This is a genomic window from Pseudomonas sp. (assembly GCF_030696055.1).
In the GTDB taxonomy this organism is placed as follows: Bacteria; Pseudomonadota; Gammaproteobacteria; order Pseudomonadales; family Pseudomonadaceae; genus Aquipseudomonas.
The window spans coordinates 1-13,211 of record NZ_JAUYNP010000256.1; the positions used below are offsets into that span (position 1 = coordinate 1).

The following is a 13,211-nucleotide window of genomic DNA, read 5'->3' on the forward strand; positions in this document are numbered from 1 at the left end:
GACGCCTTCCTGCGCCGCTGCTTCTTCCACTACATCGCCTTCCCGGATCGCGCGACCCTGCAAAAGATCGTCGATGTGCACTACCCGGACATCAAGAAGGACCTGGTGGCCGAAGCCCTGGACGTGTTCTTCGACGTGCGCAAGGTGCCAGGCCTGAAGAAGAAGCCCTCCACCAGCGAACTGGTCGACTGGCTCAAGCTGCTGATGGCCGACAATATAGGTGAAGCCGTGCTGCGCGAACGCGATCCAACCAAGGCCATCCCGCCGCTGGCCGGCGCCCTGGTGAAGAACGAGCAGGACGTACAGCTGCTTGAGCGTCTGGCCTTTATGAGCCGCCGCGCTTCTCGCTAAGGCTGTACGGTCTCGACCTGTAGGAGCCAGCTTGCTGGCGATCTGGTAACCGCCGATTCTGTTGATCGCCAGCAAGCTGGCTCCTACATAGAGCACCCCGACCGGGGAATGATTCTGCAAGTGAGGTGCAGCCATGCTGCTCAACCTATTTAATGAAATGCGCGCCGCCAAGGTGCCTGTGTCGGTGCGCGAGCTGCTCGACCTGATCAACGCGTTGCAGCACAACGTGGTGTTCGCCGATATGGACGAGTTCTACTTCCTCGCCCGCACCATTCTGGTCAAGGACGAGCGGCATTTCGACAAGTTCGACCGGGCCTTCGGCGCCTACTTCAAGGGCCTGGAAAACCTTAACCAGCATATCGAGGCGTTGATCCCCGATGAGTGGCTGCGCAAGGAGTTCGAGCGTTCGCTGACCGATGAGGAACGCGCCAAGATCGAATCCTTGGGCGGCCTGGACAAGCTGATCGAGGAATTCAAGAAACGTCTGGAAGAGCAGAAGGAACGTCATGCCGGCGGCAACAAGTGGATCGGCACCGGCGGCACCAGCCCCTTCGGCTCCGGCGGCTTCAACCCGGAGGGCATTCGCGTCGGTGACGCCGGCAAGCGCCAGGGCAAGGCGGTCAAGGTCTGGGATCAGCGCGAGTACAAGAACCTCGACGATCAGGTCGAACTGGGCACGCGCAATATCAAGATCGCCCTGCGCCGCCTGCGCAAGTTCGCCCGCCAGGGCGCTCAGGATGAGCTGGACCTGGACGGCACCATCGACCACACCGCCAAGGACGGCGGCCTGCTGAATATCCAGATGCGCCCGGAACGGCGCAACACGGTCAAGCTGTTGCTGCTATTCGATATCGGCGGCTCGATGGACGCCCACATCAAGGTCTGCGAGGAGCTGTTCTCCGCCTGCAAGACCGAGTTCAAGCATATGGAGTATTTCTACTTCCATAACTGCGTGTACGAGTCGGTGTGGAAGAACAACCTGCGCCGCAGCTCCGAGCGCTTCTCCACCCAGGATCTGCTGAACAAGTACGGCGCCGACTACAAGGTGGTGTTCGTCGGCGACGCGGCCATGGCGCCCTACGAGATCACCCAGGCCGGCGGCAGCGTCGAGCACTGGAACGAGGAGCCGGGCTACGTCTGGATCAAGCGCTTTAGGGAGAAGTACAAGAAGCTGATCTGGATCAACCCCTACCCCAAGGACACCTGGGGCTACACCGCCTCGACCAATATCATGCGCGAGCTGCTGGAAGAGCAGATGTACCCCCTGACTCTGCAGGGTTTGGAAGACGGCATGAAGTTTCTATCCAAATAAACACCCTAGAAACAACCAGGGCCCCAATGGGGCCCTGGTTGTTTGGCTAGTCGATCACACTCAGCGCTTGTCTTCTTCATGCTTGTTCATGTCCAGCAAGGTGCTGGCTGCGGGTTGCACCGGTGGTTCTGCAACGGGCTCGACGGCTGCCATCGCTTGCGACTCGGCCTTGCGCTTGCCAGTAATACGCCGGAAAAGCCAGCCGAAGAACAACACCGGCACAATCCACAGCTTTTTCAGCAACAACAAGGCGCCTGCGAGAATCCCCACCTTGGCCGCCAGCTTGCCGGCGATCAGCGCACCAATACCGTAGGCCGCCACTTCGTCCAGGTCCGGGTCGAAATCGGCGTAACGGCTGCCTTCATTAAATTCGGTCATGGCCAGCACCCCGGGCACATGCTGCTCGATCTCCGCCAGCTGGTTCATACCGGCGATAAAGTTCAGCACCAGCACACCTTTGCGCCCCAGAACCCGGATGTTGTAGTTGAGTACCTTATCCGACTCACCAAACTTCAGTTCCTTGGCCCAATAGAGCTTTTTACCCTGAGCATCGTAATGCGGCGCGGCCGCCCAACCTATAAGCTCAACCGGCTCGTAACCGTTTTCGGCACGCCAGGCGTTGTTTTCCTGGGCTTCTTCCTTCAAGCCCTCGAGCATCTCGGCGTAGTCGATATCGGCTGCGTCTTCATCGGAAACATAGCCGTTCTCTTCATACTCCACCGTGACTGCCCAGGACTCGTCACTGAATGGCGACACCCCGGCTGGCAGTATCATGCCCAGGGGCAGCTCACTGTCCGGTGGGTTACCCCAGGCGTCGACGAGTACGCGCTCGGCCTCTTCCCCGTTCAGGAAAACCAGCTGCTCCGGTAAATTGAGGGTGGCCAGGTTGTCGCCCAGCACCACCTTGCCTTGCTGGAAATTCAGCGTGGCGAGAAATTCTTCCTCGTTTATCTCTTCTGCTGCGGGTTCGACAGCCTCCTCGCTCAGAGGCTCGGTAGCGGCAACTTCGCTTGCGGCCGGTTCGCCTTCGGCAACAGGTGCATTAGCCCAAGCAACAGGCAGGGCAGCAGCCAGTAAGGCTGCCAGGATCAGTTCCTTGATCGGCATAAGAGCTCCATGACGACGCGAGTGGGATAGGTGAAGAGCAAAACTAGCACGTTGCCAGCATGATGCTAGCTAATCGCGGTAATTCCTTGAAACATTTCACACTAGGGCTCAGCGCCAGTGCCTCTGCTGCACCTTCTGGCTGCGGCCAGCGCCCAGCAACATGCCGAGCAGAAGCACCAGACTCTCCAGCAACCAGGCCAGCAGCATGGCGCATGCGATGCCCCAGGCAATCGCCTCGGGGGCCAGCAACACCTGGTAGCGATAGGCGGCGAAGGTTTCTTCGACCAGCTCAGGGTCCGCAGCGCTCGCCAGGTGCCAGGCCTGACCATACCAGGGCCCGTGCATGGCGTTGGCTTCCAGCTCGAGAAACTGCGCGCGGTCGACCAGGGTTTCGACGCTCTCGGCATCGCTACGCATCACCGGGTCATCGCTGGCGTGGTAGTGGCTGACCAGAGCGAGCAAATCGCCCTTGAAGAAGCGTCTGGCGGTTTCCCGGAAGCCTTTCAGGCTCTGCTGCGACTCGCTGAGGTGCGCCTCGACCCGCTTGCTGTAGTCGTCGATAAAACCCGGCACCTGTACGCCCACCAGCAAGCCCAGGGCAAATAGCGCCAAGCGCAGATAGCTTCTAAACATCACATCCCCATCACTAGTAAAAACGCCGTTTAAAACGTAGCGAGCGACGGCTAGGCAAGGCGCAAGGAAGTAACAGCTTCGCTGGTCAAGCAGCCGAGGAAGCGGAGTGTACAAGTTGTACATGAGCATTCCGAGGCTGGTTTCAACGCCGCATAGACAAGCGCAGTAGTTTGATCAGTTGGCCACGCCCTGCGCCACACACTCACCCGCGCGCCACAGCCGCCATTCACCGGGCTGGTACAGGTTCCAGCTCTCGTTATCGGTCAATGGCTCGGTGGCCACTACCGTGACCACATCATTGGGCGTGGTTTCCGCCTGGAAATCCACCTGCATGTCGGCATCTTTCAGATGTGCGGGGCCGAAAGGCGCGCGCCGGGTGATATGCGCCAGCTTGCTCGAGCAGAAACTGAACAGCCAGTCGCCATCGCTGAGCAGGCAATTGAACACGCCGCGCTGTCGATAGCCGGCGCAGGCGCTGACCAGGGTCGGCACCAGCGTTTCTACCGCAACGGGCTCGGGGAAGGTCTGGCGCAGGCGATTGAGCAGCTCGCAAAAGGCCGCTTCGCTGTCGGTATCGCCAATCGGCCGATAAAAATCCAGGGCCGGGGCGAAATCCGCCAGCTGGCCGTTATGGGCGAAACACCAGTTGCGGCCCCACATCTCGCGGACAAAGGGATGGGTATTAGCCAGGCACACGCGGCCGATATTGGCCTGGCGAATATGGCCGATCACCACCTCGCTCTTGATCGGGTAGCGCTGCACCAGCTGCGCCACTTCCGACTCGCTGCTGGCCCGCGGTTCCTGAAACAGACGCAGGCCGCGCCCTTCATAGAAACCTATGCCCCAGCCATCGCGATGGGGACCGGTGCGGCCGCCGCGCTGCATCAGGCCGGTAAAGCTGAAGACTATATCGGTGGGCACATTGGCGCTCATGCCGAGCAATTCACACATGGAGCAGGGCCTGACGTAGTTGCTCGGCTTCGGCCTGCAAGCGCGCCTCTATGCGCCCACGCCCGAGCGGCAGAAAGCGCGTCAGGGTGCGCCAAACCAGCTGGGGCACATCGCCGCTACGCCGCGGGATCAGATGCAGGTGCAGGTGCGGCACATGCTGATTGGAATCGGGACCATCGTTGATCAGCAGGTTGATGCCCTGCTCGCCATAGCCGGCGGCGCGCAACGCCTTGGCCAGGCGTTGCGCCAGCGCCAACAGCTGGTCGCGGGCGGCAGCGGAGAGATCATCGAGCAGGGGCGCGTGTTCACGGCTAACGATCAGCACATGGGCCGGACGCAGGGGGAAAATATCCAGCAGGGCGAAAAAGTGCTCGTCCTCGTAGATGCGTTGCGCGGGCAGCTGGTTACCGGCGATGGCACAAAACACACAGTCCATAAACCCTCCTTGTAGGCGAAAGGCCATGCTGCAGGGGCCAGCCGCCCGGCGCAAGGCCTAGCAGAGCTGAGCAATCAGAGACGCGGCTCGACCCTACCATTGCGGTCACGTCGCGAGTCATAGCGCTCGGCCTGCTCATCATCGTCGTCCATCATCTCGCGCAGCGTCGGCTCATTGGCGCCGCTCGCCGGGCCGCCAGAACGTCCTTTCCACCAGCGCTCGACTGGCCAGCGTATGGCTACGAACAACAGATACAGGGCGAAGACGATCAAGCCATACATGCTCAGATCCGCCACCGCGCGCCAGGCGTTATTGCCCACATCCAACAGCAAATCCATGGCGGTGATGGCCACCGAGGGGGCGAATTGCTCCTTGGTGGGATCGACTATGGTCGGGCTGAACAGCAGCACCAAGACCAACACCCGCAACGGTTCACGCAGGTAACGCCACATCCAGCTGGTCAGCCGGAACCACACCAGCAGACAACCGAATGCCGCGATCAGGTAGGCGCCCCAGGCAAGTAAATAGTCGTTGTCGCTCATAACGCGCTGTTTCTCTATATATGGCGGGTCGAGCAGAGCCTGGAAAACGCCTGCGCTGCATTTTTCCGCGCCCTGCCGACTAAAGTGGGGCTTATGATAACGGCTTTTGCCTGCTGCGGCGTCCCCGCTGTCAGCCGTCAGACTTTGGAGTTTGCCCTATGCCGTCTGCCCCCATCGCCCGCGTCGAACACGCTGCCGACCCTTACCGCTGGTTGGAAAATCGCGACAGCCCGGAGGTGCTCGAGTACCTCAAGGCGGAGAATGCCTACCTGGAAAGCCAGCTGAGCGGGCAGCTGCAACTGCGTGAGACGCTGTTCCAGGAGATCAAAGGGCGCATCCGCGAAACCGACCTGAGCCTGCCCTCGCCCTGGGGCCCCTACCTGTACTACCAACGCACCACCGCCGGCGATGAATATCCGCGCCACTACCGCTGCCGCAAGCCGGCCGATGGCTCGCTCGGCGTCGACAGCGCCAGCGAGCAGCTGCTGCTCGACCCCAACACCCTGGCCGCTGGCGGCTTTATCGCCCTGGGCGCCTTCAGCATCAGCCCGGATCACCAGCGCCTGGCCTACAGTCTGGATACCAGCGGCGAAGAGACCTATCAGCTGTTCGTCAAAGAGCTGGCCGACGACAGCCTGAGCGAACTGCCCTTCGGCGATTGCGACGGCAGCATGACCTGGGCCAACGACAGCCAGACCCTGTTCTTCGGTGAGCTGGATGACTGTCATCGGCCGCACAAGCTCTATCGCCATCGCCTCGGCAGCGAGACGGCCGACCTGGTGTTCCACGAGCCCGACGGGCGCTTCTTCCTCAGCTGCTACCGCGCCAGTTCCGAGCGTCAGCTGGTGTTGCTGCTGGGCAGCAAGACCACCAGCGAAGCCTGGATACTGGATGCCGAGACGCCGCAAGGCGCCTTCACCTGCCTGGCCCTGCGCGAGGAAGGCCACGAGTACTACGTCGACCACGGCAAGCTGGGCGACGACTGGGCCTGGCTGATCCGCAGCAACCAGAGCGGCATCAACTTCGCCCTCTGGCATGCCGCGCCCGCCACGCCGGAGCGGGCGAACTGGCAGGCGCTGCGCGCGCATGACCCGCAGGTGATGCTCGAAGGCCTCAGCCTCAACGAACGCGCGCTGATCCTCAGCCTGCGCGAGGGCGGCCTGCCGATCATCGAGGTGCAGCCCCAGGGCCAAACGGCCTACCGCGTGCAGCTACCGGATGCGGCCTACAGCCTCTATGTGCAGGACCATCTGGAATTCAACAGCCCGGTGATCCGCCTGCGCTACGAGGCGCTCAACCGGCCGGCGCAGATTCGCCAGCTGACGCTGACCAGCGGCGAGCAGACAGTGCTGAAGGAAACCCCGGTAGAGGGCCCCTTCGACGCCGACGCCTATGTCAGCCAACGCCTGTGGGCCCAGGCCGCTGACGGCACCCGGGTGCCGATCAGCCTGGTGGCCAAGCGCGAGGTGCTGGGCAAAGCTGCGCCGCTCTATCTCTACGGCTACGGCGCCTATGGCGAAAGCCTCGACCCCTGGTTCTCCCATGCGCGCCTGAGCCTGCTGGAACGCGGTTTCGTCTTCGCCATCGCCCATGTGCGCGGCGGCGGCGAACTGGGCGAGGCCTGGTACCGCGCCGGCAAGCTGGAACACAAACAGAACAGCTTCGGCGACTTTATCGCCTGCGCCGAACAGCTGATCGCCAGCGGCTACAGCACAGCCGCGCAGCTGTGCATCAGCGGCGGCAGTGCCGGCGGCCTGCTGATCGGCGCGGTGCTCAACCAGCGCCCCGAGTTGTTCGCCGTGGCCATCGCCGAGGTGCCCTTTGTCGATGTACTCAACACCATGCAGAACCCGGATTTGCCACTGACCCTGACCGAGTACGACGAATGGGGCGACCCCCATCAGCCCGAGGTATTCGAACGACTCAAGGCCTACGCGCCCTACGAGAACGTCCAGGCCCAGGCCTACCCGGCGCTTCTCGCCGTGGCCGGCTATAACGACAGCCGCGTGCAGTACTGGGAGGCAGCCAAGTGGGTGGCCAAGTTGCGCGCCAGCAAGACCGACGATCACCTGTTGCTGCTCAAGACCGACCTAGAGGCCGGCCACGGCGGCATGAGCGGCCGCTACCAGGCGCTCAAGGACGCGGCATTGGAATACGCCTTTATCCTCAAGGTGCTGGGCCTGGGCTAAGCCTGCGCACTAGAGCCTGCCCTCGCCAACAAGGTTGAGGGCTTATGGCCAGCCTGATCCACAACGCCCTGTTGGCAAGCCCGCCCAAGCCGGATAAGGTCATGGGTAGGTAGATTCCGCCCACCCGGTTCAGGCGCCCAGGCATGCAAGCAAGCTCCCATCTGATCGACGAAATCCGCGACATGCTGCTCGATTGCGGCCTGTTCAATGCCCTCTCCGCCAGCGAACTACTGGGCGCGGCCGGCTATTTCAGCATCAGCAAATTTGAGCCGGACGCCGTGATCTGCAACGAGGGCGATGCCGGCAGCTTTATGTGCATCATCCATTTCGGCGCGGTGTCGGTGCGCAAGACCAACTCCAGCGGCGAATGCGTGGAGCTGGCCAAGCTGCGCAAAGGTCGGGCCTTCGGCGAAATGGCGGTACTGGATGGCGAACGACGTTCTGCCAGCTGCATCGCCGTCAGCGACTGCACCCTGCTGATTCTGGCCAAGGACTCCCTGGACAAGATGCTCAACGACTCGCCCAAACCGGCCGCCAAGGTTATCCGCGCCATCGCCGTGGCCATGTCCAAACGCCTGCGCATGGCCGACGGGCAGCTGGTCGAGCAGCAGATCTAGGAAGCGCTCTTGTTTGGGGGCTTGCCGGTAACGACCCGCAATGCGGTTCTCAGTGGCCGCCGGCAGCGCTAGACTGGCGGCATAGGCCCAACCCACGAGAATCCAGATGAGCAGCGACAAATCCCCCTCGCCCACCGCCAAGCTTGATCGCATCCTCGCCGACGCCCAGCGCAGCCGTGAAGAAGGCTACCGAGACAAGGCCCTGAAGATGTACCCGCATGTCTGCGGCCGCTGCGCCCGCGAGTTTTCCGGCAAGCGCCTGAGCGAACTGACCGTGCACCACCGCGACCACAACCACGACAACAACCCGCAGGACGGCTCCAACTGGGAGCTGCTGTGCCTGTACTGCCACGACAACGAGCACTCGCGCTACACCGACCAGCAGTACTTCAGCGAAGGCTCGACCGCTACACCGCAAGGGCCGAAGTCGACCCACAAGGCCTTTGCCGACCTGGCCGCGCTGCTGAAAAGCAAAGAGTAGGTCGCCCGGCTTAACCCCGTATAATGCCGGCTTTTACCCGCAAGGCCGGCTAAGTGGCGAACAAAAGATACAGCTGCATTGGTTTATTCAACCCCAAGTCCCCGGAAAACGTCGGCGCGGTGATGCGCGCCGCCGGCTGCTACGGGGTCAGTTCGGTGTTCTACACCGGCAAGCGCTATGAACGCGCCCGCGACTTCATCACCGATACCAAGCGCATCTATATGGATATTCCGCTGATCGGCATCGATGACCTGCAGAAGATCATCCCCCTGGGCTGCACCCCGGTCGCCGTGGAGCTGGTCGATGGCGCCCGGCCCCTGCCGGAATACACCCACCCGGATCGCGCCATCTATATCTTCGGCCCGGAAGACGGCTCCCTGGATGACAGCATCCGCGCCTGGTGCGAGGACGTGATCTATATCCCCACCCAGGGCTGTATGAACCTCGCCGCCACGGTCAATGTGGTGCTCTATGACCGTATGGCCAAGGGCAATAACACCAAGTCCGGGCCCAAGTTCAAATAGGCCGCGGCACCCAACCACCGAGTGCCACGGTCCAAGGTCCTGGTTAGGTCCCGGACTTAAGCCTGCTAAAGGCCCGGGTCAGGGCGCGGTTAAACGCCTGGGCATTGTCGTTCTTGGTATAGAGCCCGGCGCGCACGGTTTGCGGCGGGTAGGTGCCAGGGTCGTTGAGAATGGCCGGATCGACGCTGGCGTTGGCCGCCGGTACCGCGTTGGCGTAATAGATGCTGTTGGTGATGCCGGCGATGATCTCCGGGGTCATCAGGTAATCCATCAGCGCATGGGCCGCCTGCGGGTTCGGCGCATCCTTGGGGATGACCATGGCGTCGAACCACAGCAGCGTGCCTTCACGCGGAATGCGGTAATGCAGGCTGTGCGGCTTGCCCGCCTCGGCGGCCTGAGCGGCGGCCAAGGCGACGTTGCCGTTCCAGGACATCGCCAGGCAGGTATCGCCGTTGGCCAGGTCGGCGATATTGCGGTCGTTGTCGAAGTAGCGGATATAAGGCCGCACCTTGGCCAGATGCGCCTCGGCCAACTTCAGGTCGTCCAGGCTCTGCCGATTGATATCCAGCCCCAGGTAGCGGAAGGCCGCGGCGAACACCTCATTGGGATCGTTGAGCAGACTCACCCCGCAATCGGCGAAGCGCGACACCACTTGCGGATCGAGCAGCATCGCCCAGCTGTCGGTGGGCGCAGCGGCCATGCGCGCCTGGATCGCCTGCTGCTGATAACCGATACCCGTGGTGCCCCAGGCATAGATGCCGGCATAGCGGTTGCCCGGATCGAAGGTCGCCATATGCCGGGCGAACTCCGGATCCAGCCCGGCGAAATGCGACAGCCTGGCCTTGTCCAGTGGCTGCAAGGCGCCGCTGGCGATGGCCCGACTGAGGTGCTGGCCGGCGGTCAGCACCAGGTCGTAACCGCTATGCCCGGTCAGCAGCTTGGTTTCCACCGTTTCCAGCGAGTCGAAGTGGTCGGCCACCACCTGGATGCCGGTCTTCTCCTCGAAACGGCTGAGGGTGTCGGGGGCCAGGTACTCGTTCCAGATATACAGATTGACCTGGGGTTTAGTGGTCTCGGCCTGGGCCGCCAATGTGGCGGCAGCCAGGCCCATGGCAAGCAGCAAGCGGTGCACAGGCATGACGACTCTCCTCAAGCGCGTTGAGCGGCGTATTGCGGCATGGTGATGCAGGCGACGTTGCCGCCACCGAGCAGGATCTCCCGCGAATTCTCGACACCCAGGATACGGTGGCGCGGGAACAGCTCGGCCAGGGTGGCCTGGGCCACGCGGTCATTAGGGTCGTCGAACAGCGGCACGACTATGGCCGAGTTGCCGGCGTAGTAGTTGATATAGGACGCGCAGATCTGCGTGCCGGCCTGGCGCAGGTGGGTGCCGTCGTTCTGGTCCAGCCCGGCCGCCTCCTCCGCCGTCCATTCCAGCACCCGCGGCTGCGGCAACTTGTGCACCTCAAGCTCACGACCCCGGGCATCGCGGGTGCTGCGCAGGATGTCGTAGGCCTCCTGGTAGATTTCCCACTGCGGGTCGCTGCGGTCGTCGGTCCACTGCTGCACCACCACGCCGGGGCGGACGAAGCAGGCCAGGTCGTCGATATGGCCGTCGGTTTCGTCGAACTTGCAGCCGCGCGGCAACCAGATCACCTGCTCGGTACCCAGGTAATCGCTGAGCCGGCGAGTCATCTCGTCCTTGCCCAGGTGGGCGTTGCGGTTGCGGTTGAGCAGGCACTGCTCGGTGGTCAGCAGAGTGCGTTGGCCGTCGGTCTGGATGCCGCCCATCTCGGCGATAAAGGGTGCGCGGTAGCGATCAAAGCCTTCGATCTCGAGGATCTTCTGCGCGATCTGGTCGTCCTTGTCCCAGGGGTAGTAGAGGCCGCCATCCAGGCCGCCGTAGGCGTTGAACTCGAAGTCCACCCCGCGCACTTCGCCGCTCTGCTCGTTGACCAGGAAAGCCGGGCCGCTGTCGCGGAACCAGGTGTCGTTGCAGCTCATCTCCACCACCCGCACCTGGGCTGGCAGCTGGCGCCGGGCGTTGGCGTACTGGCTGGCCGAGGCGCACACCGTGACCGGCTCGCTGCTGGCGATGGCCGTGACTATATCGACCCAGACCTTCTGCGCCGGCTTGGCGCCGTTGCGCCACACATCGGTGCGCTCCGGCCAGCCGAGCCAGCAACCGGCCTTGGGCTCGAATTCGCCGGGCAGGCGGAAGCCATCGGCCTTAGGCGTGGAAGTCAGAGAACGCGCCATCGGAACACCTCGTTGCTGTGGGGGAGATGTCCGCACAGTACGCGCCGCCTCAGGCCGGCTTCCAATGACGATTATTGCGCTATGGGTGAATTGGATTCATCAATCAGCGAGCTGATTACCCAGCCAATCCAAGAAGTTCGCCACCGCCGGCTTGTCCAGGCGAATTCGCTCGCAGACCAGGGCGTACTGCCCGAGCGCCGCCACGCTGGCGCTGAAGGGCCGCACCAGACGGCCGCTGGCCAGGTCTTCGGCGGCGGTCAGGTTGTCGCCCATGGCCACCCCCTGGCCTTGCGCCGCGGCCTCCAGGGCCAAGCCGGCATGGCCCAGGTAGAGATGGCGCGCCGGCTGGATATCGCCGGCGTGGGTGGTCAGCCAGGCGGTCCAGGTCTTGCCGTCCTGATCGTCGTGCAGCAAGGCGTGGCGCGCCAGATCGCGCGGGTGCTTGAGCGCGCCCTGGTTGAACAGGCCGGGGCTGCACACCGGGAAGAATTGCAGGGTCGGCAAGGGCCGCACGAAGTAGGCGCTGGCATCCTCCGGGCCGGTGCCGTAGGTGATCGCCAGGTCGATATCCTGGCTCGGCAAACAGGCCTCCAGCGGCTGCTCGTGCAGATGCAGGGTGATCTGCGGGTAGCGCACGGTGAAATCGGCCAGGCGGCTGACCAGCCACTTCTGCGCCAGCTCGGCGGTCACCGCGATGCGCAGCACGGCTTGCGAGCCGGGGTCACGCAGCTCGTCGCAGGCCTCGCCAATCAGCTCGAAGGCCTGCTGCAGGCGTTGCAACAGGCGCCGCGCCGCGGGCGTCGGGCTGACCTGACGGCCTTCGCGGACAAACAGGGGGCTGCCCAGCTGCTCTTCCAGTTGCCGAATCTGGTGGCTGACCGCGCTGTCGGTGACGCACAGCTCGGCGGCGGCGCGACCGAAGTGGGCATGGCGGGCGGCGCACTCGAAGGTGCGCAGCGCGGTAAGGGATGGCAGACGGCGCATGCGAGATTCCTAATAACTGCGCCGCATGCTGATTCAGTGCGCGGGCTAGCGCAACAGCTGGTTGTCCAACACCTCGGACGGCCCGCCCATGACGTTTTCGCTGATTTCGATAAAGTCCTTGGTGCTGGCCTTGTTCAGGCGCATCAGGCCGCGGGTCACGTCGTCCAGCGAGCGCGGTGCGGTGCTGCCCTTGGTCTTCTGGCGAATTTCCCGGTCCAGCTCCTGCAACAGCAGCACCGCCCGCGCCGTGACCGGGCCGCTGGCGCTGGCGCTGCGCAGGCTCTCCACCGGCTTGCTCCAGCCGATCAGCTGTTCACGGATCTTCTGGTAGCGGTCCTCGCTCAGCCCGCCGGCGCGACGCACCAGCTCGATGGCGTAGTACTCGGCCAGGCCCTCGGTGATCCAGTCGCTGCGCTTGCGCGCCTGGATGCGGCTGAACACGTGCACCAGTTCATGCACCAGGGAGCTGGTGCCATTCTCGCTGACCAGCGGGCGGTCGGCATGCATAAACAGCGAGTTGGGTGCGGACAGGCCGCCGCGCCACATGGGGTTGCCGGCACCGACTATCAACAGCTTGCCCGGATCACGCGGGAACACCGCCTGGGCCTCGGGCCAGACGAAAGTCAGCAAGGTGAGGATATCCATGCGGCGCATGCCCTCGCCCACCGGCGCGGCTATGGTCACCTCGGTGTCACCCAGCTTGGCGCGGCGGGCGCCAATCTTGCCGGCGATAATCCAGCCGGTGGGGCGATCGAACTTGCGCTGGGGGTTGTCGATGCGGAACTGGTGCTTGCCCACCCGCGGCCAACCGGTCTGCACGCTGGT

Annotated in this window: 13 protein-coding genes and 2 pseudogenes; 6 read left to right on the forward strand and 9 right to left on the reverse strand. The window is 63.3% G+C overall.

Annotated features, from left to right (window positions below; translation table 11 throughout):
* Both Q8Q83_RS15055 and Q8Q83_RS15060 read left to right on the forward strand, forming a co-directional pair.
* Positions 1–351: pseudogene (locus Q8Q83_RS15055) on the forward strand (ATP-binding protein); the annotation flags it as partial.
* A 133-nt stretch (positions 352–484) separates the two neighbouring features.
* Positions 485–1,663, forward strand: a complete 1,179-nt coding sequence (locus tag Q8Q83_RS15060) for a VWA domain-containing protein (protein ID WP_305624943.1) — start codon at positions 485–487, stop codon at positions 1,661–1,663.
* 60 nt (positions 1,664–1,723) lie between these two features.
* On the opposite strand, the gene Q8Q83_RS15065 is transcribed toward Q8Q83_RS15060, so the two are convergent.
* The 5 genes from Q8Q83_RS15065 to Q8Q83_RS15085 form a co-directional block, all read right to left on the reverse strand.
* Positions 1,724–2,770: a DUF2167 domain-containing protein gene (locus tag Q8Q83_RS15065; protein WP_305624944.1), complete on the reverse strand. Its 1,047-nt coding sequence runs from the start codon at positions 2,768–2,770 to the stop codon at positions 1,724–1,726.
* A 108-nt stretch (positions 2,771–2,878) separates the two neighbouring features.
* Positions 2,879–3,403 (reverse strand): DUF2937 family protein, encoded by a 525-nt coding sequence (locus Q8Q83_RS15070; protein WP_305624945.1) that lies wholly within the window; start codon positions 3,401–3,403, stop codon positions 2,879–2,881.
* 174 nt (positions 3,404–3,577) lie between these two features.
* A complete protein-coding gene (locus Q8Q83_RS15075) occupies positions 3,578–4,354 on the reverse strand; it encodes a class II glutamine amidotransferase (protein ID WP_305624946.1) in 777 nt (258 codons plus the stop codon).
* Positions 4,347–4,790 carry an HIT family protein gene (locus Q8Q83_RS15080; protein ID WP_305624947.1) on the reverse strand — a complete coding sequence of 148 codons (444 nt, stop codon included), beginning with the start codon at positions 4,788–4,790 and terminating at the stop codon, positions 4,347–4,349. The genes Q8Q83_RS15075 and Q8Q83_RS15080 overlap by 8 nt, the downstream gene beginning before the upstream one ends.
* Before the next feature lie 74 nt (positions 4,791–4,864).
* The gene (locus Q8Q83_RS15085) at positions 4,865–5,332 is read right to left on the reverse strand and encodes an MFS transporter (RefSeq protein WP_305624948.1); all 468 of its coding nucleotides are present in this window, start codon (positions 5,330–5,332) and stop codon (positions 4,865–4,867) included.
* 158 nt (positions 5,333–5,490) lie between these two features.
* Between Q8Q83_RS15085 and Q8Q83_RS15090 the strand changes: the two genes are divergently transcribed.
* The 4 genes from Q8Q83_RS15090 (at position 5,491) to Q8Q83_RS15105 (ending at position 9,143) form a co-directional block, all read left to right on the forward strand.
* Positions 5,491–7,521, forward strand: a complete 2,031-nt coding sequence (locus tag Q8Q83_RS15090; protein WP_305624949.1) for a S9 family peptidase — start codon at positions 5,491–5,493, stop codon at positions 7,519–7,521.
* Between the two features lie 143 nt (positions 7,522–7,664).
* Complete coding sequence (locus Q8Q83_RS15095) at positions 7,665–8,138, forward strand: cyclic nucleotide-binding domain-containing protein (protein WP_305624950.1); 474 nt, start codon at positions 7,665–7,667, stop codon at positions 8,136–8,138.
* A gap of 106 nt (positions 8,139–8,244) precedes the next feature.
* Positions 8,245–8,619, forward strand: coding sequence for a YajD family HNH nuclease (locus Q8Q83_RS15100; protein WP_305624951.1), 375 nt, complete (start codon positions 8,245–8,247; stop codon positions 8,617–8,619).
* Positions 8,620–8,672: 53 nt separating this feature from the next.
* Positions 8,673–9,143: an RNA methyltransferase gene (locus Q8Q83_RS15105; RefSeq protein ID WP_305624952.1), complete on the forward strand. Its 471-nt coding sequence runs from the start codon at positions 8,673–8,675 to the stop codon at positions 9,141–9,143.
* Positions 9,144–9,186: 43 nt separating this feature from the next.
* Here Q8Q83_RS15105 and Q8Q83_RS15110 read toward each other — a convergent pair whose 3' ends face one another.
* From Q8Q83_RS15110 to Q8Q83_RS15125, 4 genes and pseudogenes are all read right to left on the reverse strand, one after another.
* Positions 9,187–10,281, reverse strand: a complete 1,095-nt coding sequence (locus Q8Q83_RS15110) for an extracellular solute-binding protein (protein ID WP_305624953.1) — start codon at positions 10,279–10,281, stop codon at positions 9,187–9,189.
* Between the two features lie 11 nt (positions 10,282–10,292).
* On the reverse strand, positions 10,293–11,402 hold the full coding sequence (aguA, locus tag Q8Q83_RS15115; protein WP_305624954.1) for an agmatine deiminase: 1,110 nt from the start codon (positions 11,400–11,402) through the stop codon (positions 10,293–10,295).
* A 99-nt stretch (positions 11,403–11,501) separates the two neighbouring features.
* Positions 11,502–12,386 (reverse strand): LysR substrate-binding domain-containing protein, encoded by an 885-nt coding sequence (locus tag Q8Q83_RS15120; RefSeq protein WP_305624955.1) that lies wholly within the window; start codon positions 12,384–12,386, stop codon positions 11,502–11,504.
* Positions 12,387–12,431: 45 nt separating this feature from the next.
* A pseudogene (locus Q8Q83_RS15125) lies at positions 12,432–13,211 on the reverse strand (hypothetical protein); the annotation flags it as partial.

Bases quoted from the DNA above. Each gene is read 5' to 3' on its own strand.
- Q8Q83_RS15060 (WP_305624943.1), top strand. From the start codon at position 485: ATGCTGCTCAACCTATTTAATGAAATGCGCGCCGCCAAGGTGCCTGTG.
- Q8Q83_RS15065 (WP_305624944.1), bottom strand. From the start codon at position 2,770: ATGCCGATCAAGGAACTGATCCTGGCAGCCTTACTGGCTGCTGCCCTG.
- Q8Q83_RS15070 (WP_305624945.1), bottom strand. From the start codon at position 3,403: ATGTTTAGAAGCTATCTGCGCTTGGCGCTATTTGCCCTGGGCTTGCTG.
- Q8Q83_RS15075 (WP_305624946.1), bottom strand. From the start codon at position 4,354: ATGTGTGAATTGCTCGGCATGAGCGCCAATGTGCCCACCGATATAGTC.
- Q8Q83_RS15080 (WP_305624947.1), bottom strand. From the start codon at position 4,790: ATGGACTGTGTGTTTTGTGCCATCGCCGGTAACCAGCTGCCCGCGCAA.
- Q8Q83_RS15085 (WP_305624948.1), bottom strand. From the start codon at position 5,332: ATGAGCGACAACGACTATTTACTTGCCTGGGGCGCCTACCTGATCGCG.
- Q8Q83_RS15090 (WP_305624949.1), top strand. From the start codon at position 5,491: ATGCCGTCTGCCCCCATCGCCCGCGTCGAACACGCTGCCGACCCTTAC.
- Q8Q83_RS15095 (WP_305624950.1), top strand. From the start codon at position 7,665: ATGCAAGCAAGCTCCCATCTGATCGACGAAATCCGCGACATGCTGCTC.
- Q8Q83_RS15100 (WP_305624951.1), top strand. From the start codon at position 8,245: ATGAGCAGCGACAAATCCCCCTCGCCCACCGCCAAGCTTGATCGCATC.
- Q8Q83_RS15110 (WP_305624953.1), bottom strand. From the start codon at position 10,281: ATGCCTGTGCACCGCTTGCTGCTTGCCATGGGCCTGGCTGCCGCCACA.
- aguA (WP_305624954.1), bottom strand. From the start codon at position 11,402: ATGGCGCGTTCTCTGACTTCCACGCCTAAGGCCGATGGCTTCCGCCTG.
- Q8Q83_RS15120 (WP_305624955.1), bottom strand. From the start codon at position 12,386: ATGCGCCGTCTGCCATCCCTTACCGCGCTGCGCACCTTCGAGTGCGCC.